Source organism: Pseudonocardia xishanensis, assembly GCF_039541715.1.
Lineage (GTDB): Bacteria > Actinomycetota > Actinomycetes > Mycobacteriales > Pseudonocardiaceae > Pseudonocardia > Pseudonocardia xishanensis.
Genome location: NZ_BAABGT010000067.1, coordinates 1 through 24,889, shown reverse-complemented (window position 1 = coordinate 24,889; position 24,889 = coordinate 1). Strand labels below are relative to the sequence as shown.

Annotated in this window: 20 protein-coding genes; 18 read left to right on the top strand and 2 right to left on the bottom strand. The window is 67.7% G+C overall.

What is annotated here, in order from left to right; all coding sequences use genetic code 11:
• The 8 genes from ABD993_RS21620 to ABD993_RS21585 all read left to right on the top strand — a co-directional run bounded on the left by ABD993_RS21620 (nt 1) and on the right by ABD993_RS21585 (nt 9,609).
• Complete coding sequence (locus tag ABD993_RS21620; RefSeq protein WP_345421382.1) at nt 1-387, top strand: acetone carboxylase subunit gamma; 387 nt, start codon at nt 1-3, stop codon at nt 385-387.
• A complete protein-coding gene (locus tag ABD993_RS21615; protein WP_345421379.1) occupies nt 384-2,561 on the top strand; it encodes a hydantoinase/oxoprolinase family protein in 2,178 nt (725 codons plus the stop codon). Before ABD993_RS21620 ends, ABD993_RS21615 begins: the two co-directional genes overlap by 4 nt.
• Nucleotides 2,558-4,693, top strand: coding sequence for a hydantoinase B/oxoprolinase family protein (locus ABD993_RS21610; protein ID WP_345421376.1), 2,136 nt, complete (start codon nt 2,558-2,560; stop codon nt 4,691-4,693). Before ABD993_RS21615 ends, ABD993_RS21610 begins: the two co-directional genes overlap by 4 nt.
• On the top strand, nt 4,693-5,394 hold the full coding sequence (locus ABD993_RS21605; RefSeq protein WP_345421373.1) for a hypothetical protein: 702 nt from the start codon (nt 4,693-4,695) through the stop codon (nt 5,392-5,394). Before ABD993_RS21610 ends, ABD993_RS21605 begins: the two co-directional genes overlap by 1 nt.
• Before the next feature lie 104 nt (nt 5,395-5,498).
• Nucleotides 5,499-5,675, top strand: coding sequence for a hypothetical protein (locus tag ABD993_RS21600; protein ID WP_345421370.1), 177 nt, complete (start codon nt 5,499-5,501; stop codon nt 5,673-5,675).
• Between the two features lie 27 nt (nt 5,676-5,702).
• Nucleotides 5,703-6,617, top strand: coding sequence for an SDR family NAD(P)-dependent oxidoreductase (locus ABD993_RS21595; protein ID WP_345421367.1), 915 nt, complete (start codon nt 5,703-5,705; stop codon nt 6,615-6,617).
• Nucleotides 6,618-6,657: 40 nt separating this feature from the next.
• On the top strand, nt 6,658-8,670 hold the full coding sequence (locus ABD993_RS21590; protein WP_425569081.1) for an acetoacetate--CoA ligase: 2,013 nt from the start codon (nt 6,658-6,660) through the stop codon (nt 8,668-8,670).
• A 42-nt stretch (nt 8,671-8,712) separates the two neighbouring features.
• Nucleotides 8,713-9,609, top strand: a complete 897-nt coding sequence (locus ABD993_RS21585) for an amidohydrolase family protein (RefSeq protein ID WP_345421361.1) — start codon at nt 8,713-8,715, stop codon at nt 9,607-9,609.
• 1,205 nt (nt 9,610-10,814) lie between these two features.
• On the opposite strand, the gene ABD993_RS21580 is transcribed toward ABD993_RS21585, so the two are convergent.
• Together ABD993_RS21580 and ABD993_RS21575 are read right to left on the bottom strand one after the other, a co-directional pair.
• Entirely contained in the window at nt 10,815-12,224 is a 1,410-nt protein-coding gene (locus ABD993_RS21580) for an IS1380 family transposase (RefSeq protein WP_345421359.1), read from the bottom strand.
• Between the two features lie 258 nt (nt 12,225-12,482).
• Nucleotides 12,483-13,133, bottom strand: coding sequence for a TetR/AcrR family transcriptional regulator (locus ABD993_RS21575; protein WP_345421356.1), 651 nt, complete (start codon nt 13,131-13,133; stop codon nt 12,483-12,485).
• 266 nt (nt 13,134-13,399) lie between these two features.
• Between ABD993_RS21575 and ABD993_RS21570 the strand changes: the two genes are divergently transcribed.
• The 10 genes from ABD993_RS21570 to ABD993_RS21525 all read left to right on the top strand — a co-directional run.
• Nucleotides 13,400-15,076, top strand: coding sequence for a class I adenylate-forming enzyme family protein (locus ABD993_RS21570; protein WP_345421354.1), 1,677 nt, complete (start codon nt 13,400-13,402; stop codon nt 15,074-15,076).
• 60 nt (nt 15,077-15,136) lie between these two features.
• A complete protein-coding gene (locus ABD993_RS21565; RefSeq protein WP_345421351.1) occupies nt 15,137-16,291 on the top strand; it encodes an LLM class flavin-dependent oxidoreductase in 1,155 nt (384 codons plus the stop codon).
• 157 nt (nt 16,292-16,448) lie between these two features.
• Nucleotides 16,449-17,690, top strand: coding sequence for an MFS transporter (locus ABD993_RS21560; protein WP_345421348.1), 1,242 nt, complete (start codon nt 16,449-16,451; stop codon nt 17,688-17,690).
• Nucleotides 17,691-18,289: 599 nt separating this feature from the next.
• Entirely contained in the window at nt 18,290-19,474 is a 1,185-nt protein-coding gene (locus tag ABD993_RS21555; protein ID WP_345421345.1) for a thiolase C-terminal domain-containing protein, read from the top strand.
• Nucleotides 19,461-19,949, top strand: a complete 489-nt coding sequence (locus ABD993_RS21550; RefSeq protein ID WP_345421342.1) for a Zn-ribbon domain-containing OB-fold protein — start codon at nt 19,461-19,463, stop codon at nt 19,947-19,949. Before ABD993_RS21555 ends, ABD993_RS21550 begins: the two co-directional genes overlap by 14 nt.
• On the top strand, nt 19,939-21,222 hold the full coding sequence (locus tag ABD993_RS21545; RefSeq protein WP_345421339.1) for a CaiB/BaiF CoA transferase family protein: 1,284 nt from the start codon (nt 19,939-19,941) through the stop codon (nt 21,220-21,222). The genes ABD993_RS21550 and ABD993_RS21545 overlap by 11 nt, the downstream gene beginning before the upstream one ends.
• Nucleotides 21,223-21,306: 84 nt before the next feature.
• Nucleotides 21,307-21,597, top strand: coding sequence for a hypothetical protein (locus ABD993_RS21540; protein ID WP_345421336.1), 291 nt, complete (start codon nt 21,307-21,309; stop codon nt 21,595-21,597).
• A gap of 78 nt (nt 21,598-21,675) precedes the next feature.
• A complete protein-coding gene (locus ABD993_RS21535) occupies nt 21,676-22,419 on the top strand; it encodes an alpha/beta fold hydrolase (protein ID WP_345421333.1) in 744 nt (247 codons plus the stop codon).
• A gap of 64 nt (nt 22,420-22,483) precedes the next feature.
• On the top strand, nt 22,484-23,980 hold the full coding sequence (locus ABD993_RS21530) for a class I adenylate-forming enzyme family protein (RefSeq protein WP_345421330.1): 1,497 nt from the start codon (nt 22,484-22,486) through the stop codon (nt 23,978-23,980).
• Nucleotides 23,981-24,036: 56 nt separating this feature from the next.
• A partial coding sequence (locus tag ABD993_RS21525) for a helix-turn-helix domain-containing protein (RefSeq protein WP_345421328.1) occupies nt 24,037-24,889 on the top strand: 853 nt, incomplete at its 3' end.

The following is a 24,889-nucleotide window of genomic DNA, read 5'->3' as shown; positions in this document are numbered from 1 at the left end:
ATGCGGCGCCGCATCACCGAATCCCTCGACCTGGACAGCGCGACCCATCGCTGGTCCTGCCACGACTGCGGACAGGACCTGGGGCCGGCGACCGAGGACTACAAGAGGGCGACGCTCGTGCGCGAACGAGACCCCCATGACCTCTGGCAACCATCGGTGGCCGAGCCGTTCACCTTCTCCTACAACCCTGACTGGATGCGACTGGTCGAGTTCTACTGCCCGAGCTGTGCGCTCCTGATGGACGTCGAGGTGCTGCCACCCGGACACCCGCTCACCCATGACATCGAGCTCGACCTCAGCCGTCTGGCCGACTCGGAAACCGGCGGTGCGGAGGATTCCGTCGCGATGAGCGCGGGCATCGTCGACGCCCCGGGAGTGCAGGAATGACCGCCACCAGGTTGCCCGCAGCCGTCGGCGCGACGATCAACGTCGACATCGGGGGCACGTTCACGGACTGCTTCGTCCGCGCTGCTGACGGCCGCGTCGCTGTCGTCAAGACTCCGACGACCGGATACCGCCTGGCCGTGGGTTTCATGCGAGCTCTCAAGCAAGCTGCGGCCGAGCTGAGCACCGACGTCGAATCCCTGCTGCGCGACACCGCAGAGATCCGGTACTCGACGACGGTCGCGATGAACACGCTCCTGCAGCGACTCGGACCGACTCTCGCGTTGATCACGACCGAAGGCTTCAGCGACGTCCTCGAGATCGGGCGGGGCGCCTCGTGGACCGATTCGGCGAGCAACGACGAGGTGCGCAACGTCGCGCGCATCGAGAAACCGGTTCCGCTCGTGCGGACCGACATGACGGTCGGTGTCCGCGAGCGGATCGACAGCTTCGGGGAGATCGTCCGGCCACTCGACCGCGAGCACTTCCTCGGCCAGCTGCGAACCATGGTGGACAAGGGAGCTCGTGGCTTCGTCGTCTCGCTGCTGTTCTCCTACCTCAATCCCGTGCACGAGCGGGAGATCCGCGATCTCATCCACAGCGAGTATCCCGAGTCCTACCTCGGGGCGATGCCCATCATGCTCTCGTCCGACGTACTGCCGAAACGGTGGGAGTACACACGCACCAACACCACCGTGCTCAACGCCTACCTCCATCAGGCGATGTGGGAAGAGCTCGCCGGGATGAACGACGAGCTGCGCGACCACGGCTACACGCGCGGCATCATGATGGTGCACAACACCGGTGGTATGGCCGAGGTCTATCGAACCTCCGCCGTCGAGACCTTCAACGGCGGCCCGGTCGCCGGCCTGATCGGCAGCGCTGCCATCGGTGGCGACCTCGGATTCAACAATGTGATCGTCGCCGACATGGGCGGCACGAGCTTCGATATCGGCATGGTCGTGCACGGCCGGACGCGCTTCTACCAGTTCAAACCGGTCATTGACCGCTACTGGGTGGACATGAGCGTCCTCGAGACCCGATCCATCGGTGCCGGGGGTGGTTCCATCGCCTCCGTCAACACGGCGTTGGGAGATCGCCTCGAAGTCGGCCCCCGCGGAGCGGGGTCGATGCCCGGCCCGGCCTGCTACGGCCTCGGTGGCACCGAGCCGACCGTGACCGACGCCGACGTCGTGCTGGGCTACATCGATCCGGACCACTATTTCGGCGGCGAACTCACGCTTCGGCGGGAGCTGGCAGAGCGGGCCATCCGAGAACACGTAGCCGATCCGCTGGGCATCGACGTCGTGGAGGCAGCAGCTCGGATCCGCTCTCTCGTGGACGCCAACATGGCCGACGTCATCACCCGCGAGGCTTTGCTGCGCGGGTCCCACCCGGCCGATTTCACCCTGTTCGTCTACGGCGGCGCCGGCCCGTTGCACGCGGTGGGCGTCGGACGTCGACTCAGGTCCCCGCAGATCGTCGTCTTCCCCTACTCCCCGGTGTTCTGCGCGTTCGGGTCCTCGACGATGCCCGTCGCCCACATCTACGAGATTTCCTTGCGCATCGACCTCCTCGCGGCCGGGACCCAGGCTCCGCTCACCGACCTCGAGGCCTTCAACCACATCGTCGACGAACTGCGGGCCCGCGCCGAGAAGGACCTGTCCGGTGAGGGGTACGACCCGCGATTGGCGACCTACATCCTCGAGCTGGACACGAAGTACGGCGGGCAGATACACAGCCACCGCTTCACCTCGCCGGTTCTCGAACTCCGGGACGAAGACGACGTCCGCGCCGTGTACTCCCAGTTCGAGAAGGAGTACGCCGCCTTCTTCAGCGACGTCAACGTGTTCCCGGCCGGCGGAGTCGAGATCCACAACTTCGTGCTCCGCGCAGAGATGCCGCAGCCCGAATGGTCGGTTCCGCGGTTCCCGACCGAGCCCGGCGCCTCGGCCGAGGCCGCCCGCGTCGGCACTCGGGAGGCATGGTTCGCGGACAGCGGATTCGTAGACACCCCCGTCTACGACCGCGAGATGTTGTCGCCCGGAGTCCGTCTCGACGGCCCGGCACTTGTCCGTAGCCGCTACACCACCTCCGTGGTCGAGCCGGCATACACGTTGCGAGTCGACGAGCGCCGGAATCTCATCATCGCGGCCAGCGAAAGGAACCCGTCATGACGTCGGCTCATGCTGGAGGAGAGCCCGCCTACTATGCGCCGGGGCAGGTCCCGGCGCACCTGCAGGTCCGCTCCATCGAGGTTTCCCCGGCCACAGTGGTGGAGTGGATCAAGCCAGAGCCGGTCAGCGAGCTCGAGCGCCGCTGCATGGAGCAGCTCCTCGCGGGCGAGTACGAGATCTACCACGAGAAGCTCGTGAACTTCCTCGCCGAGACGCGCGAGGTCTTCACCCGCAGCGGCGTGACCTCGATGTTGCGATCCGGCGACTGCATCGTCGCCATTTACACCGCGAACGGGGATCTGGTCAACGCCTCGGCCGGAACGTACTTGCACTGCGTGACGGCGACCCTGCCTGTCAAGTACGTCCTCCACAAGTTCTTCACCGACCCATCCGTCGGCATCCGCGAGGGCGACATCTGGTACGCCAACGAGGCTTCCTATGGCGGCATCCACAACCCCGACCAGATGGCCTTCATGCCGATCTTCCACGACGGCGAGCTGATCGCCTGGTCTGCCGCCCTGGCGCATCAACCCGAGACGGGCGCGACCGAGCCGGGCGGGATGCCGCAGTCCGCCAGGACCCGCTACGACGAGGGCCTGAAGATCACGCCCATGCGGATCGGACAGGACTACCAGATACGCGCCGACATCCTGGAGATGCTGGTCAACCAGATGGGGCGCGCACCTCGGATGCAGGCCGTGGACACCCGAGCCAGGGCCACCGGCGCGGACCGGCTCCGCATCCGGATCCAGGAGCTCGCCGCCGAGCGGGGTAACGAGTTCGTCCGCGGACTGCTGCGGCGGCACGTCGTCGAGGCCGAGGAGGCGTCGCGCCGGCGGATCTCCCGCTGGAACGACGGCACGTACCGAGCGAACGTGTTCATCGACACGATCGGCCGTGAGCCCGCCCTGGTGCGCGGTTCGCTGTCGGCGACCAAGCGTGGCAGTGACATCATCATGGACTACACCGGCACGTCGCCGGAGAACGACTCCGCCTACAACTGCTTTCCCCACATCGTGGCGGCGCACACCGCTGTGTACATCTACGCCTTCGCCTTCCAGGACCTTCCGGTGTCCAACGGGTCGCTCGCCGCGTTCACCTGGACCGTCCCGCACGGCTCGGTGTTCAACGCCCAGCCGGATGCGGCGATCTCCAACTCGCCGCTGCTGAACAGCCTCGCGCTGTCACTGGCACCGCTCGTGCTCTCCCGGATGATGTTCGCCAGTGTGGATCACGATCAGGTGGCAGCCCCCATCTCGAACGTGGGGGCCGGGATGGTCTTCGCGGGTCCGAACCAGTACGACGTGCCCGTTGCCGAGATGGAGGCGAGCACCATGAACACGGAGGGGCACGGTGCGCGATTCGACTGCGACGGCGTCGACGCGTACGGATTCCCCTGGGGACACGCCGGAAGATCCATGGACACCGAGGACAGCGAGACCGAGTACCAGTATATGCGGCTCTACTTCGGCCTGCGAACCGACAGCGGGGGCTTCGGGATGAACCAGGGCGGGCTGGCGACCGAGTCGGCGGTGTGCCCGCGACACGTACCGATCATGTTCTTCCAGAAGATCGGCAAGAACTCGCTGATCCCAGTGAGCGTCGGGCTGTTCGGCGGGTATCCGTCGGCGTCCCTCCCCGGCATCTGGATCCACGACACGAACCTCTGGGAGAAGCTCACACGAGGCGACACCGACATCCCTGCCAACACCCTGCAGCTGGCGACCGATCGCGCCATCGAAGGGACCTACACCTTCGAGCATGCCAACCAGATGACCCGCGTCGCCAAGAACGGCGATGTCATCGTCCAGCTCGCCGGTGGCGGCGGCGGATACGGTGACGTTCTCAAGCGCGATGCCGCGCTCGTCGAGAAGGACGTCGTCGCGGGCAGGGTGAGCAGATGGACCGCGGAGAATGTCTACGCCGTCAGGTTCATCGAGGACTCCACCGCCGTCGACGAGGACGCGACCGCGTCGGCACGGGCCGCAACCCGAGCCGAGCGGTTGGCTCACGGCCGGCCGTATGCCGAGTTCGTCGCTGCCTGGCAGGAGCGGCGCCCGGCCGAGGCTGCGCTCACGTACTTCGGCAGCTGGCCTGACGGAGTCGTGACCACGCCGATCGTACGGATCTGATGGCGAGCGGTACCCCGTCGAACCGGGCCGAGGTTCGACGCGTTCTCGCCGAGGGGGCGGGTGGGCCCGTCGTCGCGCCGATGCTCGAGCGGCACGCGGCCCGCCTCGAGCAGCTTCCGCCGGGCCGACCGGCCCGCGACCCGGAGGCGCTCGCACGCGCGCTTCGCGCGGCTCAGCAGCTCTACGGCCTCGCAGCGCTGACCGTCGGCGATGGCGGCGATGCTCTCAGCCTCGCGGTTCGCACCGCAGGTCCAGAGTCCCGCGCCGTGCTGGTCACTCCACCCTTCTCTGTCGAGATCGATGCCATGTGCCGTCTGCGGATGGTTCTGTCCGCGAAGGCGGCGTTGATCGTGACGCTCCCTGCCCCAGGTCGGCTGGCACGCGACGCGGATGTCGCACCGGATGTTGCATCACGGGTGTTGTGCGACGTCATTCGAGCCGTCGGCGAGCACGAGCCGGACGCGTTCATCCTGACGGGCCACGACGAAGAGCCCGACCCGGTTCACGACGCACTGGGGTCCTTCTATGGAGCCGGTGTCTTCCGAGTCGGCTCGCGCACCACCCCCGGGGTAGGCGTGTGGGCCGACCTGGAACCACCGGCAGAGCCGCTCGGCGACGCCTTCCTGATCACGACCCCGGGCGAGATCAGATCGGACGTCGACCCGGCAACGGTACGCGTGGGGCTGGCAGCCGGCCATTGACCAACGGCGCGGGGCGTCGGCCGGTTCGAGCACGAGGTCGTGACTGGGCTGCCGCCCAGGACTGGGTGCACGCGCTGCGCTTCTGATCGCACGAAGGACGAACAGTGACCAGCCCAGCGAAGACAGCGATCGTGATCGGCCGACGCTGGCCGACTTCGCCCGCTCAGCGGACCCGGCAAGCCTCCGAGGTCGCGAACGTCGTCGCCCTCCTGCTGAGCGACGACCCGTACTACGTCACCGGCACCGCGCATGCTGGCGACGGCGCATTGACCACGGCATGAGTCATGGGAGATGAAGGGATCACAACAATGACCAGCAAGATCTTCGACCTCACCGGCAAGGTTTCCTTCATCACCGGCGCCGGCTCAGGGCTGGGAATCCAGTTCGCCGAGGCCTGTGCTTCCGCTGGTGCGGACATCATCTGCGCCGATATCGATCTGAGCGGAGCCGAGGCCACCGCAGCTGAAGTCGGCAAGCTGGGCAGGAAGGCCCTCGCAGTAGGATGCGACGTCTCGAACGAGACGGAAGTCACCGAGGCCTTCGAACAGGCGAGGAGTACATTCGCGCGCGTCGACATTCTTTTCAACAATGCCGGTATTGCCGATCCCGTCCCCGCTCCGGTGCACCAAGTCGAAACCGCGCACTGGCACCAGGTCATGAACGTCGACCTGCACGGCGTCTTCTACTGCGCCAAAGCGGCCCTGAAGATCATGGTCGCCCAGGCGAGCGGCAAGATTGTCAACGTCGCATCCATGTGGGGCCTCGCAGGATCCTCGAGTCTCTTCCCCATCCCTGCCTACAGCGCTGCCAAGGGTGCCGTAGTCAACCTGACCCGCGAGCTCGGCCTCGAGTACGCACGACAGGGCATCCAGGTCAACGCGCTCTGCCCTGGCTTCTACCGGACGAACATCGCTGGCGGCACCTCCGACAACGAGGAGATCGCTCAAGCGATGACGGCATTCACCCCGATGGGCCGCGTGGCCGAAGCCGCCGAGATCCGTGGCCCAGCGTTTGTTCCTGGCCAGCTCCGCCTCGGACTACATGACCGGGCAGACGCTCGTCGTCGACGGCGGATGCATGGCCAAATAACCCACCCACTCCGCCCTTGCGGCGAGCCCGCAGCTCGGCCCGAGTGCCGCTGCGCCGGGGTTGCCGTCCTGCGAGGAGACAGCCGACGTCCGTCGGCTCGCACCGAATTCCACGAGGAGTTGGACGGAACGTGATGACCAATGCTGGTGATGACCGGCCAGGATGGGGAGAGCGATGAACCCGGCGCCGGGACAGGTCATGTGGACCCCCCCGCCGGACGTGCGACGGCGCACCCGGATCGGCGGATTCCTGGCCTGGCTCGCCGAGAACCGGGGCCTGCGGCTGGATTCCTTCGAGGAGCTGTGGCGCTGGTCGGTCGAGGACCTCGACGGGTTCTGGTCGGCGGTGTGGGAGCACGGTGGGGTGCGGTCGTCGGAGCCGTACGAGGCGGTGCTGGCGGACGCCTCGATGCCGGGCGCGGTGTGGTTTCCCGGGGCGCGGGTGAACTACGCGGAACACCTGCTGCGCCAGGGCGCGGACAGCGAGGTGGCGGTTCTGGGTAGGTCCCAGACCCGTGCGGACGTCGACCTGACCTGGCGACAGCTGCGTGAACAGGTAGCGCGGGCGCGGGCGGTGCTGGTGGGGCTGGGGGTCGGTAGGGGAGACCGGGTGGTCGGGTACCTGCCCAACGTGCCCGAGGCCGTGGTCGCATTCCTGGCGACCGCGAGCCTGGGCGCGGTGTGGGCGACGTGCGCGACCGAGTTCGGTCCGCGCAGCGTGGTGGACCGATTCGCGCAGGTGGAACCCGTGGTACTGATCACTGCCGGGGGCTACCGGTACGGACGCAAAGACGTCGACCGCGGCGAGGAGGTCGCCGAGATCCGCGCCAGCCTGCCGACGCTACGCCACGTCGTCGACGTCGAGTACGGCCAGTGGCGCGTTCCCGATTCCCTGTCCTGGCCGCGGCTGCTGGCCGGTGCGACGCCGGACCTCTCGCCTCCGGAAGCGGTGCCGTTCGACCACCCCCTGTTCGTGCTGTTCTCCTCAGGCACCACCGGCGTGCCGAAGGCGATCGTGCACGGCCACGGCGGGATCCTGCTGGAGCACCTGAAGAACCATCCGCTCTCGTGGGATCTCGGACCCGGCGATCGCATGCTCTGGTACTCCACCACCGCGTGGATGATGTGGAACGCGCTCGTGTCGGGGCTTTTGGTGGGTACCTCCATCGTGTTGCTGGACGGGGATCCAGGCTACGAGGGGTTTCTGTGGCAGTGGCGAGTCGCCGAGCGGGCGGGGGTGACCTGTTTCGGGTTGAGCCCGGGATTCCTGATGGCGTGCCGGGCCGCGGGTGTCGACCTGCGGGGCCTGGACCTGTCAGTGCGCATTGTGTGCACGGCGGGAGCGCCGATGCCGGTGGAGGGTTACGCCTGGGTCGCCGAGCAGCTCGGCTCCGAGGTCGTCCTCAACAACGGCAGCGGCGGAACCGACGTCTGCTCTGCGCTCGTGCAGGGCTGTCTCCTGCTGCCGGTACTGGCCGGCCGGATCTCCGGGCGAGTGCTGGGAGGCGACACCCGGGCGTTCGACGAACAGGGCCGCGAGGTCGTCGGTGAGCCGGGCGAGCTTGTGATCACCAAGCCCATGCCGTCGATGCCCATCGGGTTGTGGGACGACCCCGACGGAAGCCGGTTGCGCGCGGCGTACTTCGACGCCTACCCGGGAGTCTGGAAGCACGGCGACTGGATCATCTTCCATCGCGATGGGTCCTCTACGGTGACCGGCCGTTCCGACGCAACCCTCAATCGCGGCGGTGTGCGGATGGGTACCGCGGAGTTCTACGGAGTCGTCGAGCAACTGCCCGAGGTCGCCGATGCGCTGGTGGTGCACCTGGAGGACGCCGAGGGTGGCCACGGGGAGCTTCTGCTGTTCGTCGTCCCCGCCTCCGGGGTGGAGCTGGACGACGTGGTGCGCGGAGTGATCCGTGACGCGCTGCGGGTGGCGCTCTCGCCACGACACGTGCCGGACCGCATCGAGGCGGTGCCCTCGGTGCCGCGCAACCTGACGGGGAAAAAGCTCGAAGTCCCGGTCAAGCGGATCTTGCAGGGCGTACCGCTCGAGACCGTCGCGAGCCGGGACGCTCTTCTCGACCCGGCGGCGCTCGACCCGTACGTCGAGCAGGCTCGGCTCGACAGGCAGCCGACTCCGCGGTCCGAGCCTTCACAGAGCTCGGCTGTCGCACCGCCGTCCTAGAGGCCGGATCCGACCCGTACGAATGACGACGGAGAACACACCATGACTCGATACACGCCGGCGCTCGACCTGGATGTGGTCACGGCAATCGACATCCACGTCCACGTGGAGGGGGACGATCACGGGAACGTCTCACTCGACGACGAGCTGATGGCGGCGTCGTCAACGTACTTCCGGGGTGTGGCGAACCGGACTCCGACGGTGACTGACCTGGCCACGACCTACCGCGGACTCGGCATGGCGGCGGTGGTGTTCACTGTCGACGCGCGCACCAACCTCGGGCGCCTGCCCCTGTCCAGCGAGGAGATCGCCGAGCAGTGCGTCGAGCACGCGGACGTACTGATCCCGTTCGGCTCGGTCGACCCGTTGCGCGGCGCCGCCGCTGTCGAGCACGCAACCGTGCTCGTCGAGGAGTGCGGCGTGCGGGGGTTCAAGTTCCACCCGAGCCTGCAGGGCTTCGCTCCGAACGACCCAGAGCACGCCGCGCTGTGGGCGCGGCTGCAGGAGTTGCGCGTGCCCGCGCTGTTCCACACCGGGCAGAACGGCATCGGCGCAGGATTACCGGGCGGGCGCGGGATCAAGCTGCGCTACTCGAACCCACTGCTGCTCGATGACGTCGCCGCCGACTTCCCGGAGCTGACGGTCATCCTCGCGCACCCGTCGGTGCCGTGGCAGGCCGAGGCGATCTCCATGGCCACCCACAAGTCCAACGTCTTCATCGACCTGTCCGGGTGGCGGCCCCGGTACTTCCCGAGTGAGCTCGTCCATGCCGCCGGGCGGCACCTGAGCCACAAAGTGATGTTCGGGAGCGACTACCCGCTCATCACACCTGAACGGTGGATGGCTGATGCCGCTGAGCTGCCGTGGTCGGACGCCGTGCGGCCCGCGATCCTCAAGGACACCGCCGCAGGCGTGCTGAGGCTCACCACAGCGACGTAGGTCGCGGCCGGGTCTCCGTTCCCATCAACAACAGTGCTCCCAACTGCGCCGTGGCACAGCGCAGTTGGGAGGAACGCCTGGGCGACGGCGTTCTCATGGCGATGCGGCGGGCGTGGCTCAGAGAGCACCCTGCAGATCGGCTCGACTCCCCACCGCAACCCGCCCGCGTCGTGCTCGGCGTGGGCGGCGATGAACCTCACGAGCGTGTCGAGGGCCGGTCGAGCTGACGCGAAGAAAGCCGGAAGTGGTGGGCTCTGTCGCCGGATCCTGAAATCTGACCCCCTGGCGTTCGGCCCGTCTTGGTGGGACCTCGGCGACGGATCTTGCGGGTCTTCCCGTCGAGATCGCGGTAGCGGCACTGGGCGACCCAGACGCCGGCCTCGCGTGTGACGGAGATCGACCCGTGAGTGCCGAGAGCGAGCGGGGGACGAGCCATCGCGGACTCCTCGCGGGCGGGTTCCGCCCAGTTTCCGGTCAGTTTGATCACCGAAAACGCTAACAGGTCAGACCGACAACCGGTCTGACCTGCTAGTTTGCGTACACCGCCACGGACTTGAACCGTGAACCCGCTGGAGGGGAGTCGGGTGTTCCGCCACCGGCTCCGATCCTCGTTCATGCTGGTCAAAAGCCTGGTGTGCGTCTAGTCGATCATCAACGGAGATGCCTGTTCGTCACGGTGATCTGTCGTAAGCGGTGACCAAAACGGTGAACACGGGTTGCGGGACGGACAATCGGGTGCATGCACGCTCTCCGAGGGAGGGCGAGGCTGGCGAACGCCTCATTCGGACTTCGCTGCGCGACTTCGGTCCAGAGCCGCCGAGCGCCGAATGGGTCTCCAGGATGACGCGCCCAGCTAGCCAGCGGTCCCGGACTCTTGAAGAAGGTCGAGTCGACGTGGACAGCTTCTGCCGTCATGTGCCGATCCGTGTCGACTCGCTCGGATGATGGAAGTGTCGGTCTGCAGCTGCCCCAGTTCCGGCGCACGTGTCAACCTTCGAGTCGGTGGGGTCGATCCCACGCTGCCGAACTCCGGCGGGTAGAAGCGAGCACAAATCGACTTCTCTCTGACCCTGGTGATTCATGAGGGCTGTGGGCTGGCCGCGGATCCGTGATCGTGTTCGGATTCCGGGTCGGGGCATGCGAGACCGTCCGGCCTGCTGTTCTGCCGGGTGCTCCGTGCCGCTCGTGCCGGCCGGGACCGGGGTTCAGCCTGCAGGAACCGGCAGCGAGTGGAGCCGGGCGGACGCGGTGGCGAGGTCGGTCGCCCAGGGCCAGGACTGCTGGATCCGGATCCAGGTGCGGCGCTGGCCTCGGGTGATACGGGCGGCGACGTGCAGCAGCCGGTAGCGCAAGGTCTTCGGTTCGGCCTTCGCGAGATGCCCGTCGAGGACGAGGTGTTGGGTCCAGGACAGCAAGTCGACGGCGAGCATTACCACGGCCGGCCAGGCCGAGTTGATCGCGAAGCTCCGCGACGGGAAGTGGTTCAGGCCGGTGTCCTTCGCAGTGCGGATGCGGTCCTCGACGCGGGCGTGGGCGCGGTGGCGGGCGTCGAGGAACGCCAACTGCCCGGCGCCGGTGTCGGTGGCGAAGCAGGTGTATCGCCAGCCGTCGCGGGTCTCCATCAGGTCCAGCTGCGCCCCGGGGTGCGGGCGCTCCCGACGAACGATCACCCGGGTTCCGGGCGGGTAGCCCTCGAGTGAGACGGTGGGCAGCAGCCCGGTGAGCTCGGCCAGGCCGGCGCCGTCGCGGTGGCCGCCGTCGGCGTCGACCGCGTCCGCCCACACACTCTTCGGGACCGCGCCGATGGCGGCGCGTTCGCGGTCGGTGATGGCCCAGCCGACGGAGAACTCGCAGTTCACCGCCTTGTCGCGCTGGTCGCGGATGTGGCCGAGGAAGGCTTTCGTGCAACCCGCGGTGTCCGCGCGGACCAGGACCTTGCGGCCCTGGCGGTGCTGATCCGGGATCTGGGCCAGGGCCTGGTCGAGCACGCTGATGTGGTCGGCGGCGGTGTTCGCGCCCGCGTTGCCGCGCCGCAGCACCCCTGCCAGGAACTCGCAGGTGTTGTCGCAGAACGCCATCAGCGGGTGGTAGCCGAAGGTCCGCTTGAACGTCGGCGCCGCCTGCTCCTTCTCCGAATGACAGATCACGATCGACGCGTCGAGGTCGAGCACCAGCACGTCGAGGTCCTGCCCGGCCACCCGTGCCGGGGGGAACGGCCTGCCCTGGCGTTCGGCGTGCTGGTCCCAGACCACCTCACGAGCCCTCGCCCGCGCCGCCGCCACCTGGCCGAGGATCGTGTCGTCGAGGCGGTCGAGCAGCCGCCAGCACGTCGAGTCCGACGCCACCGCCCCGAACAACTCGCCCTGATCGCGCAGCACGTCGATCTCGGAGATCGTGGTCGCGCCGTCGGCGACGGCGACGGCCAGGTCCACCAGGACCCGGCCCGGATCATGCCGGGTGCCCGGCCGCCGCAACGCATCGAGGGCCTGGGACAACTCGCCGGTCAAGGTGGTGCGGTCGGCGACGTCGGCCAGCAGACGCGACCCGGCATGCGACACCACCCCGGCACCGTCGGCGGTCACGATGATCTTCGGACGGGTGGTTGTAGCCTGCACTCGGAAAGTGCCTCCTCGACCCCGGCGGACATGGCCCTCAGCAAGCCCTGTCTTACCTGGTCGAGAGGCACTTTCTTCTTTCAGGGGTCACCTACCGTCGAGCCCACCGTGAAGAGCACGGGCTGATAGGCGGCGTCTGCCTCGGATGAGGTGTCTCGGTCAAGAGGTCGAGTCACTATTCCGGAAGCTGACGCCGCGATCGAACCGGGTGACTCCGACCTGTCGACACACCCCGTGCACATTTATGTCGTAACTCAGTTACGAAGAACTCGAGTTGGGCGCAGCCATTCCGCTGCAAAAGATGCTGGCGAAGGCCTCGGCCACCTCATCGGCGGAGTGGTGTCGGCCCGGCTGGAACCACACGGACGTCCAGTTCAGCATTCCGAACAGCGCGTTCACGGCGAGCGGCGGTGTGATGTCACCGCGGAATCGCCCCTCGCGCACGGCGGCGATGACGACTTCGGTGACGATCTTCTGGTACCGGCCGGTCTGCCGCGCTATCCCCTGGCTCCATTCGGACGGATTGTCGGCGACCTTGTGATAGAACTCCTGCAGGTATACGTACATCTGCGGGTAGTTCTCCTGGTACGAGCGCATCAGTCCCTTGGCTAGCAGATGCAGCTTCGCGGCCGGGTCGATGTCCATCTGTCGAATCTCGAGCGCGTCGGCGAGGTTCCCGTCCATGACGCCCGCGACCGCCTCCTGAAACAGCTCTTCCTTTCCGCTGACATAGTAATACAGCTGCGCTCGGTCGGTCCCGAATCGCTCGGCGATATCGTTCAGCGTGGTCGCATCGTAGCCCTTCTCCTTGAAGACAGTGGAGGCGAGGCGGACCAGTTCCCGGCGCTTCTCCTGGTAGGCTGGATTCGCTTCTCGAAGCGTCCCTCGTCGACGCGAAATCTTGCTCATGTCACTGTTCGTTCCCTCTGGGCCTGCGGGGTGCGGCACGATGACCGGCCCTGACCGGGGCCGGCGTTCACGGCGACCCACTGCACTCGGCTCCGACATTGGCGATGGTAGCTCGACCCTCCTGGGGCGGTGATGTCCGCACGGAACGGTGGGACGAGTGCACGGTACACCGGATGGCCAACGCCAACGTTGGTATTGACATCTCCCCAGCCCGGCGGCCACGCTGGCGCCGTGGGCGCTGCTGCCGACATTCCCGTCAGGCTCTCGTGACGCGGTCCGCCGTTGTCGTCAACGCACTCACTACATGCCCGGCCAGACCGACCCGGAGGTTCGCGATGGAGTGGCCCGACCAATGCTCGATCGGAGACGTGCTCACTCGTGCAGCCCGTGCTCACCCCGACCGAGGGGCGCTCGCCATCGACGGCGAGCACCTGACCTATGCGGAGCTCGACGCCGCCGCGCACCTCCTCGCCGAGGGACTTCATTCCCTGGGTGTCCGGCGCGGCGATCACGTCGGGATCTTCATGCCCAACTCGGTCGAGTTCGTGGAGACGCTCTTCGCCGTCGCGCTGCTTGGCGCCGTCGTCGTGCCGATCAACACCCGCTACCGGGGCGCCGAGCTCTGCCATGTGCTGAAGAGTTCCGACCTGAAGGCCGTGGCGACGACCGAACGTCCGGATGTGGGGGTGAGCTTCCCGAGTCTGCTCGCGGCGGCGCTTCCGCACGCTCTGGAGGACTCGGTACCCGGGCCGGGCCGAGGCGCCACCCCTGTGGTCGTCCTGCGTGGCCTGGTCCCGGCAGGGTGGGTCGGCCGATCCGACCTCGTGGATGCCACTGCCCACGCGCCACGGGCCACGATGGTCACACCGGAGCCGGGCGAGCTCGCCATGATCATTCACACGTCGGGCACGACGAGCATGCCGAAGGGTTGCATGCTCACCCATGAGGCCGTCGTGCGAGCGGCGATCGAACGGACGCGCACCCGGTTCCCCGGCACGGCTGACGAGGTCTTCTGGATACCGGGTCCGTTCTTCCACATCCTCGCCCTGACCGCGACCCTGGGCTGCTTCTCGCTCGGCGGCAGGGTGGTGTCCGGATGTCGATACGTGACACCGGCGACCGACCTGCTCGGCCGAGAGCGCGTCACGTCGGCCTGGCCTGGTTTCCCTGGCCTCGTTCGCGATCTGCTCGACGACCCCGAGTTCCAGCGCGACCGGCTGCCACACCTGCGCTCGATCTTCACGATCGGCCCGGAGAGTCTCCTGCTCGACCTGCAAGAACGTCTGCCGGCAGTCGCGCTGCTCAACGGCTGCGGGATGACCGAGACGGCGGGTCCGTACTCGTTCACCGCACGCGACGATTCTCGCGTCGACCGTGCGCGGTCCGGCGGGACCCCGCTCCCCGGCATGGAGACCCGGATCGTGGACGCGTCGGGAGCTCCGCTTCCCCCCGGGGAATCCGGCGAGATCCAGGTGCGCGGGTACTCCGTCATGACCGGCTACTACCGGGCTCCGGAGCACACTGCGGCGGCCTTCACCGCCGACGGCTGGCTGCGGACGGGTGACATGGGTGTCCAGACCGCCACCGGTCACCTCGCGTTCCGCGACCGAGCCAAGGACATGCTCAAGGTCGGCGGCGAGAACGTCGCCGCCAGCGAGGTCGAGTCGGCGCTCCTCCGGCACGAGGCGGTCAAGCTCGCCGAGGTCATCGGCCGACCCGACCGCAGGCTTGACGAGGTGCCGGTCGCCTTCGTCGAGCTACACCCCGGACGCAGCGTCGGCGAGACCGACCTCATCGAGTTCTGCCGAGAAGTGCTGGCGCGCTTCAAGGTACCGCGCCAGATCCTCTTCTTGGCGGCGGACGCATGGCCGACGTCGGCGACGAAGGTCGACAAGTCCGCTCTGCGACAGATGCTGTCGGACGCGGAGCCGGCGCGGAACTGACGAGCGCGGCTCCACGCGAGCGTGCTCCCACCGACACCGACACCCGAAGGAAGGAAACCCATGAAGTTCCATCTGCTCCAGGCCGGCGCGATCGGCCGTCCTGTGGAGATCGAGGCCGGCATGGCGGGACAGCGTCCCGATCTCTATCAGCGGTTCCTCGAGGAGATCCGTGGCTACGTGCGCCTCGCGGACGAGCTCGGGTACGCCAGCTACGGACACAACGAACACCACCTTCAGATCGAAGGCTTCGAGATCACCAACCATCCCGGCATGTTCAGTCTCTATGTTGGTCTGCACTCCAAGCGGCTGATGGCCGCGACCCTCGGGTACGTCCTGCCGACGCACAATCCGGTGCGGGTCGCCGAGGAGATCGCCACGCTCGATCACATGTTGCAGGGGCGCCACCTGGTCGGTTTCACCCGTGGCTTCCAAGCGCGGTGGGTCGACTCGTATGCGGCGTTCCGGGGAACCACGGCGACGACCCCGGATCTCGCCAGAGCGCGGGACGAGAACGATGCGATGAATCGCGAGATCTTCGAGGAGTCCGTGCGGGTCGTGAAGACCGCCTGGGAGAACGAGACCTTCTCCTTCTCCGGCAAGTACTGGCAGTACCCGCCCGAGATCGGATCGGCGAGTCACCCCGCCTACGAGACCTTCGGTCGCGGGGTGGGTGCCGATGGGCGAGTCCACGAGATCGGCATCGCCCCGCGCCCCTACCAGACTCCGCATTCCAAGATCTACGGCGCCTTCGCGCACAGCATGCGGACGATCAAGATGTGGGCACGGGAGGGAGGGAAGCCGATCGTGATGGCGAACGACCCCGACTTCTGCGAAGCGCTGTGGACGACATACCGGGCGACCGCCGCCGAGGCCGGCCGCGACGTCGCCCCCGACGACGTCGCAGCCTGGGGTGGCCTGCTCATCATCACTGAGGACAAGGACCAGGCCCAGCAGCTCTACGCCCAGCACCGCTGGTTCTGGGACAAGTGGTTCATCCCGTTCGGGCAGCGGTTCCCGAACGTGCTGATCGGTTCTGCGGACGAGGTGTCCCGCCAGATCGAGGAGGCGCACGAACGCCTGGGCTTCAACGAGATGTGGCTGCAATTCGGCCAGGGCCACCTCGATCCGGAGCAGAACCACGACGAGCTGATCGCCTTCGCCGAGAAGGTCGCGCCCCGGTTCGCCGACAAGGACGCGGCAGGCACTCTCGTCTGATCGAGCCCGACAGGTCGAACCCCGCCGGGGCGACGACGCTGATGAACGTCCGGGCCGAACCCCGCCGCAGCGGTGGCCGCCCTGGTTCCCCCACGAAAGGTGTTCAGTGTTGAATCCTCCGACATCAACGTCGACAGCGAGCGGTGCTCGGCCGAAGATGAGCGCGAAACAGATCGCGATCGTCGCGCTCTGCGCATTCCTCAACATGCTCGACGGATACGACCTCCTGGTCATCGGCTTCGTGCTGCCGCACCTCCCCAGCGAGCTCGCCACCGCTGCGGAGAAGGGTCTGCTGATCAGCTCCGCACTCGTCGGGATGGGGATCGGCGCCATCGTCCTGGCTCGGATCGCCGACCGCCTCGGCCGCCGCTGGACCGTGATCGCCGGGCTCGTGGTCAACGTGGTCGGGCTGGTCGGCTCCGCCCTCGCGCCGAACTTCGAGGCGCTCCTCGCCGCGCGATTCGTCACCGGGCTGGCGCTCGGCACGATCAGCGTCGTCATCGTCGTGATCGCCCAGGAGGCGACCCCGGAGGCCCGCCATAGCACCGCGACCGGGATCGTCATGTTGGGGTTCCCGCTGGGCAGCACGATCGCCGGGTTCGGCGGCAGTTGGGCGCTCGCGGTCTCGGGCGGCGCGTGGCAGTCCCTGTTCTGGGTGGGTGCGGTGCTGACCGGAGTCGGTCTGCTGGTCGCCGTGGTGGGGATGCCGGAGTCCGCGGCCTTCCGCGAGGGCCGACGCAGGGTGGCCCCCTCCGAGGCGGGGGCGGGCGACGAGGTCGCGGGCGACCCGGCACCGCACCTACTCGGCCCGGAACTGCGGGCGCGCACGCTGCTGCTCTCCGTCGGCTACGGAATGCTGTCCGCCGCCTACTACTTCGTGGGCACCTGGACCCCCCAGCTCATCACCGACGCGACGCAGGACGCCTCCGCCGGAGCGACCGTCGGGATTCTGTTCAGCGTGGGCACGCTCGTCGGCGCCGTCGGCTTTGCGCTGCTGGGGCTGCGGTTCTCGGCCGCTCCGATGACCGCGTGCCTCCTGGCAGTGGCGGTGCTGTCGCTGGTGGGCTTCGCGGTGCTACTGCCGAGTGCGGCCTCGTACGTGCTGGCAGGGCTCCTCGGCGTGGGAGTCTTCGCCTCGGCGTGCGGCTACACCTCGATCATTCCCGTCGCCTATCCCGTCCTCGCTCGCGCGAAGGGCTACGGGACGATGCTCGGCGTCGGCCGGGTCGGCGCGACCGTGGCACCGGCGATCGTCGGGTTCGCACTGGCGGTGATGACTCCCATCGCCCTGTACCTCACCGCCGTCGTCCCGCTCGCGATCGCCGCCGCGGCCACGCTCGGCCTCATCGCGATGAGCCGCAGCCGGGCCGGCCGAGCGGTCCGTCCTTCGGACAACTGAGCCGGCCCGGCCGGGGGGCGGCGCAGGCGTGGGAGTCGCGGAGGTCCAGCCGTCCATCCGGGAGAGCTGCGTGGTACCGGTACCGCGAGATCTCCCCTCGCGAGGTGGACGACACTTCCGCCGCCGTCGCCCTCCTGATGCCATTCACGTGATCACGGCTGCCGAGCCAGGTGTCGTCGCTGGTCGTCAGGGGTACGGCCAATACCTCCCTCGGTCATCGCGGGCGGCATAGCCTGCGGGAATGACTGGTTGGACTTCGCGTTCGGCCCGCAGCGCCAAAGGCCTCAAGTCAACGCCAACGTTGGTATTGACAGCTCGGCGGCAGGCCGCCAGTCTGTGTGCGGGGTGCTGCATACGACCCCAGCGATGGACCGGCGGGCGCAACCCGCCTGCCTGAGACGCCGCAACCCAGCCGCTTCCGATCCATGGAGGATCACGATGGTGCGGCCTGACACCGCTGGATCAGAGAACTGTCGGCTCCGGTGGCTCAGGCCCACCGTCGGTACAGCGGCGCTCGACCGACCGGCTCCTCTCAGGGGACTGGTTGCCGACGGCGAATCGGTCGCAGGATGGACGCTATAGAGTCGTGGAAGGTCTGAATGAGTTGGGCGTTGAGAAACAAGGTGGCCATCGTCGGCATCGGCCAGACGACGTTCACGAAGCCCGGGACGAGTGGGCGCAGCGCGTACTCGTTGGCGCTTGAAGCGGTCCTCGCCGCCTGCGCGGATGCGGACGTTCGCCCGCCGGACGTCGACGGCTTCGTGACCTACGGGCTCGAGACCACTGATCCCTACACCCTTGCGGAGACACTCGGCGTCGAGAAGACCACCTTCATGGACCGATATCCAGGAGGCGGCGAGTCGCTGGCAGGCGTGGTCCACCACGCAGCCATGGCGATCCACGCGGGAGTGGTGGACACGGTGGTCGCCTACCGGTCGTTGAGCGGGCGACTGATCAACGGAGACCTCAGGACGATCAGCGCCGAGGAGGACAACGGAGGCTTCCGGCGGAGCTTCCTCTCGCCCTTCGGGGTGACCATCCCGGCGCAGTTCTACGCCATGCACGCTCGCCGATACATGATCGACTTCGGCGCGACGAGCGAGCAGTTCGGCGCCTACGCCGTCAACCAGAACCGCAACGCCCAGCGCAATCCCCGCGCCATCCACTACGGCCGTCCGATCACTCTCGCCGATCATCAGTCCGGGCCCGTGGTGGCGGACCCGTACCGCCTGCACGACTGCACCCAGGAGGCCGACGGCGCCTGTGCCGTCGTTGTCACCGGTGCGGACCGGGCGAAAGGGCTCGTGCGCACTCCGGTCTACCTGCTGGCCGCGGCAGAGGGCAGCGGACCCTCGAACCACCTCTATACGCAGTTGCGACACCAGTCGCGCTTCAACACCGCCGGCTTCCCGGAGATCGCCGCGGATCTCTACGGCCGAGCCGGGCTCGGGCCGTCCGATATGGACGTCGCACAGATCTTCGAGACCTTCACCGCTCAGGGCATGATGGCGCTCGAGGACTTCGGCTTCTGTGGTCGCGGAGAGAGCGGCCCATTCGTCGAGTCGGGGAACGTGAGCTGGCCGCACGGTGATATCCCCATCAACACGGCCGGGGGCGGGCTCGCCGAGGCGTACATCCACGGTTTCAACAACCTGGTGGAGGGCGTGCGGCAGCTTCGAGGAACGTCGACTTCCCAGGTCGCCGGTGCGGCCACCTGTCTGGTGACGGCGGGCCCTGGGGCCATGCCTTCCAGCGCTCTCATCCTGTCCAATGAGCTGCGATGACCCCGGGGGCCGGAGAGTGCTGATATTCGACGAAGGCATGCCCCGACCGCGCCTCGACGATCCCGACACGCTGCCCTTCTGGGCAGCGTGCCGGGAACATCGACTAGTGGTCCAGCAGTGCGCGAACTGCGGCACGTACCGGTTCGCGCCCGTCCCGCTCTGCTATCGGTGTCGGTCCTGGGACACCGACTGGGTCGAGTCGGCGGGACGAGGGCGCGTCTACACCTGGACGGTCACACATCGAGTGATCCAACCCGCGACTGCCTCGGCGAGGCCGTACAACACGGCGGTGATCGAGCTCGACGACTGCGGCGGTGCGCTCATCACGAGCAACGTGCTCGACATCGACAACGACCGGCTCCGACCGGACCTGGCGGTCGAGGTCATCTGGGACGAGGTCGCGGAGGACTTGACCTTGCCACGGTTCCGGCCGGTGGCCGAATCCGATCGGAAGAAGGCGAACAATGCCCACTGACTTGCTGGCCGGAATCCGGATCCTCGACTTCACCCTCGCGGCCGTTGGGCCGTTCTGCACGCGGGTTCTGTGCGACCTCGGGGCCGAGGTGATCCACGTCGAGTGGCCGCGGGCGCGCCACGACGGGCAGGCGTTCGATCCCGACGCCACGAGGTTCCGTCGCGACCAGATGCTCGCGGACAACCAGAGTGACCAGTTGTTCGCTCACGTGAATGCGGGCAAGAAGAGTCTGGCGATCAATCTGAAGTCGCCGGAGGGGCTCGAACTGATCCGGGAGCTCGTGGTCGCCTGCGACGTCGTGGTCGAGAACATGACGCCCCGCGTCATGCAGAATCTCGGCTTGACCTACCCTGAGCTGAAGCGCCTCAATCCTCGGATCGTGATGTGCTCGATGAGCGGATTCGGGCAGGGCGGCCTCGACGGCGACACCACGAAGCCCTGTTCGGATCCCATCGCGCAGGCGATGAGCGGTCTGAGCTGGCTGACCGGCGAACGCGACAGCTACCCGTACTCCATCGGTGGCGGGATCGCGGACACCATCACCTCCATGGTGGGCGTGGCGGCGATTCTCGCTGCGCTGCTGAGCCGCACCACGTCAGGCGAGGGTCAGTTCGTCGACCTCGCCATGGTCGAGTCCGTCGCGTACCTCGACTGCACCTCCCTCCCCTACAGCGCCATGACCGGCCGACAGGTCGGCGCGCGTAACGGCGCCCAGAACAGCTACCAGTCGCCGATGGGTCCGCTCAAGGCGAAGGACGGATACCTGTCGATTCAGGCGTACGGGGAAGGCCCGGACAGTCCCTGGGGCCGAGTGGCGCAACTGATCGGTCGAGTCGACATGATCGACGACCCGCGCTACCGCACCGACGCAGCCCGAGTCGTCAACGTCGCCGACGTGGTCGAGGCGATCGAGCTCTGGTTGGGGTCCCTCCCGTCGCGCGACATCGCCCTGACCCTGTTCGGCGCCGAGCGGATTCTGTGCGCACCGATCCTCTCTCAGCTGGATATGCTGAGCCACCCGTACTTTGCCGAGCGGGGCACGTTCGGCGACATCGAGTATCCCGGGCTCGGCCCGGTCACGATGGTCCAGCCGCCGTTCAAGTTCTCCGACGCGAGCGCCTACGTGCGAGGACCCGCGCCCGAGATGGGCGAACACACCCGAACGCTGCTGGCGGACATCCTCGGTGTGGACCACGGACGGTTCGAGGAGCTGGTCCGGTCCGAGGCGGTGTTCGAGTCCGCCGCCGGGCGCGCCCGCGGCAGGCAGGCGTAGCCCGGACACCGGTCACAGGCACAGAAGCGGCCTCGCCACGTGGCGGGCCGACATGCACACGAGATGCGGAAGAGGCGGATGCACGTGCAACTCACTCCTGGGCGCGCCCTGTACAGCGCCATCGACTCGACGGGAATCATCGTCGTGCGGGCGCCCGGCGCGCACACCGACCTGACGTGCGGTGAACAGCCCATGACCGAGTCCTCCGGCTACCTGGGCGAGCCCACGAGTGGCGGCCTGGAGCGGGGCCGTCGCTACTGGGACCCGGTTGGTGGACTCGAAGTCCTCTGCACCGCACCCGGAGGATTTCCGGTGCTGGCCAACGGGGCACCTCTGGAGCCCGTGCCCGCCAGGCCGCTGCCGTCGTCGGACTGACCGGTCCGCGAGGCTCTGCAGCAGCGGCCGCTGCACTGCGAACAGGCCGTAGGTAGGGATGTCGTGAGGGTGCCTCCGGTGGCGGCACAGGAAGCGGAGACGATTGTGGCGACATATGTGCTCGTGCACGGCGGCGGACACGGAGGCTGGTGCTGGGGGCGGGTCGCCCGGCTGCTGCGCGCGGCCGGGCACGAGGTCTTCACCCCGACGCTGACCGGGCTGGGCGAACGCTCGCACCTGGTCAGCGCCGCGACGAATCTCGACACGCACATCGACGACGTCGTCAACGTGCTCCAGTACGAGGACATCACCGATGCCATTCTGGTCGGTCATTCCTACGCAGGCATGGTGATCACCGGCGTGGCCGACCGTGCGTTGGCGCGCGTCGGCCACCTGGTGTTCCTGGAGGCGTGCCGACCGCGCAACGGTGAGTCTCTCTACGACACAGGTCCCGACGTCATCGACTGGGCCCGATCGTCGGGGCGCACCGTGGACGGTGTCGAACTGGTGTTGTGGCCGAGCGAGGGCGTCGTGGAGGCCTTCGGTATCAGAGCGCCCGAGGATGCGGCCTGGGCGCTCGAGCGACTGACTCCGCATCCGTGGAAGACCATGGAGCAGGCCCTGCGCATGGTGAACGAGGACGCCGTGCGCAGGATTCCGTTCACCAACATCAATGCTCCCGGAATGGTGATGGACGGACGCACTCCGGAATCGCGACGACGCGCGTTGGAGGGCGACCGAGTGTGGGAGATCGATGCCGGACACGATCTCATGCTCACCGCGCCGAAGGAGACGGCCGAGCTGCTGTTGCGGCTCGTCTAAGGGTGTCCTGAGTGGAAGAAATATCGAACTCCTACCGCAGCGCTGATCTGAACGGAGACATCGCGTGACCACTATCGGGGTCCTGCTCGACATGGTGGCTCAGCAAGCCCCGGAGCGCGTCGTCGTGGGCGGCATGGCCGACGGCCTCACGGCGCGGCGGCTCTCCACGATGGCCGACGGCGGCGCCCGACTGCTGGCGCAGGCGGACGCGAAGGCGCTCATCTACCTCGGGACGAACGGACCCGCCTTCACCTCCGCGCTCTTCGCCGCTGCTCGCGCTGGAGTTCCGCTGGTGCCATTGAACTACCGGTTGAGCAGGAGCCAACTGACTTTGCTGATCGCGGAGCACGAGGGTGCGGTCGCCGTGGCGGACCCCGAGTTCGTGGATCAGCTCGCTGAGACGTGCTCGCACGTGTACAGCAAGGACTCGTGGCTGGAGGCGACCGAATCCCACCCTGTCGAGGGCGCGCCGCAGGCGAACGGCGACGTGGCCGTCGTCATCTACACGAGCGGTTCCACGTCGGCACCCAAGGGTGTCCTCCTCCGACACTCGAATCTGGTCAGCTATGTCGTGGGAACGGTCCAGTTCGGCGCCGAGGACCTGGGCGAGTGCAGCCTCGTGAGTGTCCCGCCCTATCACATCGCCGCCGTGGCCAACGCCATCACGAACCTGTACGCCGGACGGCGTTACATCGTCCTCCAGCAGTTCGACCCGCGGACGTGGCTGGAGGTGGTGCGCCGGGAGCACGTGACCCACGCGATGGTCGTCCCCACGATGCTCGCTCGCGTCCTTGAGCTCGAGGCGCACGCGGTTCCGACGCTCCGGTCGCTCGCCTACGGGGGAGCCCAGATGCCGCTGTCGTTGATCACGGCCGCACTCGAGGCATGGCCCCACGTGGAGTTCTCGAACGCCTACGGTCTGACCGAGACCAGCTCGACCATAGCCGTGCTGGGTCCTGAGGATCACCGTCTCGCCGCCGAGGCAGCCGATGCCAAGGTGCGGGCGCGGCTGGGTTCCGTGGGTCGACCACTTCCCGGCGTCGAGGTCGTCATCACGAGGGCCGACGGCGAGCCCGCCGGTCCGAACGAGCCGGGTCGGATTCTCGTGCGCGGCCCCCAGGTATCCGGTGAGTACGCCGGGGCGAGCGCGTTGCTCGACTCGGCGGGCTTCTTCGATACGCGGGATGGCGGGTACCTCGACGACGACGGGTATCTCTTCGTCATCGGGCGACTGGACGACACGATCATCCGCGGTGCGGAGAACGTGTCCCCCTTCGAGATCGAGGAGGTGCTGCTGACCCATCCGAGCGTGCGCGACGTCGTGGTAGTAGGCGTGCCCGATGCCGAATGGGGTCAGCGCATCGAAGCGGTCGTGGTGCCCGAGGCCGGAGAGTCCGTCGAGTCGGTGGACGCGGAGATGCTCAGAAGCTACGTGCGAACCGAGCTTCGAGGCTCGAAGACGCCCGATCGAATCCACGTCTGGGGCACGCTCCCGCGGACGGAGGTTGGGAAGTTGTCGCGCCGCGCGATCGCAGGTCTGCTGGAGGCGGAGCGCGCGTGACCAGTGGGCCGCGGCTTCCGCGGCCCTCGGCCTGCTGACGAGCCTAGGATGCGGGGATGGCCATGATCGATCTGCGCACGGAGATCAAGGAATTCTTGACCTCGCGTCGCGCGCGGATCGGCCCCGAGCGAGCTGGGCTGCCCGCCTATGGCGGCAATCGCCGGGTTAAGGGTCTACGTCGCGAGGAGGTGGCGCTTCTCGCCGGAGTCTCGGTCGGCTACTACGTGCGGATGGAGCGCGGCAACCTCGCCGGTATCTCGGACGGGGTGTTGGATGCCGTGGCCTCTGCGCTGCAGCTCGACGAGGCCGAGCGCAATCACCTGTTCCAGCTCGCACGGCAGTCGAAGGCGCGCGGAGGCCCCCGCCGCCGGCGCCCCGCAGTTACGGTGCGTCCGGCGCTTCGGCGGGTGCTCGACTCCATCACCGATGCGCCGGCCTGGGTCTGCAACGGACGGTACGACGTGCTGGCCATGAACCGACTGGCCCGCGCGTTGCTCGCACCTGTGCTCGCCGACCCGCGGCGGCCTGCGAACACCGCGCGGTTCGTGTACCCGAACTCCGGGCACGCCACTGCCTTCGTCGTCGATCACGGCCGGGTCGCCCGCGACGTGGCCGCGAAGCTACGCAGGGAGGCCGGTCGCAGCCCATCCGACGACGAGCTGATCGCGCTGGTCGGTGAGCTGTCGACGCGCAGCGAGCCTTTTCGGCAGCGCTGGGTGTCGCAGGATGTGGGCCCCGTTCAGCGATCTTCACTGGGGCCCGGGCACGGGCGGATCGTGCCAGTTCCCGCCTTGCCTCTCAGAGGGTGTTGTAGAACCTGCACGGTCAGTCGTCGGTGTCCTCTGCTAGCTGTCGCCGCCGCAGAGGTTGTTGACGCGGTGGGCGGGTGGATGTCCGCCGATCGCGGTG

Coding starts and splice junctions, on each gene's coding strand:
- ABD993_RS21555 (WP_345421345.1), top strand. CDS start 18,290: ATGAGTTGGGCGTTGAGAAACAAGGTGGCCATCGTCGGCATCGGCCAG.
- ABD993_RS21545 (WP_345421339.1), top strand. CDS start 19,939: ATGCCCACTGACTTGCTGGCCGGAATCCGGATCCTCGACTTCACCCTC.
- ABD993_RS21590 (WP_425569081.1), top strand. CDS start 6,658: ATGAACCCGGCGCCGGGACAGGTCATGTGGACCCCCCCGCCGGACGTG.
- ABD993_RS21605 (WP_345421373.1), top strand. CDS start 4,693: ATGGCGAGCGGTACCCCGTCGAACCGGGCCGAGGTTCGACGCGTTCTC.
- ABD993_RS21620 (WP_345421382.1), top strand. CDS start 1: ATGCGGCGCCGCATCACCGAATCCCTCGACCTGGACAGCGCGACCCAT.
- ABD993_RS21575 (WP_345421356.1), bottom strand. CDS start 13,133: ATGAGCAAGATTTCGCGTCGACGAGGGACGCTTCGAGAAGCGAATCCA.
- ABD993_RS21565 (WP_345421351.1), top strand. CDS start 15,137: ATGAAGTTCCATCTGCTCCAGGCCGGCGCGATCGGCCGTCCTGTGGAG.
- ABD993_RS21610 (WP_345421376.1), top strand. CDS start 2,558: ATGACGTCGGCTCATGCTGGAGGAGAGCCCGCCTACTATGCGCCGGGG.
- ABD993_RS21585 (WP_345421361.1), top strand. CDS start 8,713: ATGACTCGATACACGCCGGCGCTCGACCTGGATGTGGTCACGGCAATC.
- ABD993_RS21595 (WP_345421367.1), top strand. CDS start 5,703: ATGACCAGCAAGATCTTCGACCTCACCGGCAAGGTTTCCTTCATCACC.
- ABD993_RS21615 (WP_345421379.1), top strand. CDS start 384: ATGACCGCCACCAGGTTGCCCGCAGCCGTCGGCGCGACGATCAACGTC.
- ABD993_RS21560 (WP_345421348.1), top strand. CDS start 16,449: ATGAGCGCGAAACAGATCGCGATCGTCGCGCTCTGCGCATTCCTCAAC.
- ABD993_RS21550 (WP_345421342.1), top strand. CDS start 19,461: ATGAGCTGCGATGACCCCGGGGGCCGGAGAGTGCTGATATTCGACGAA.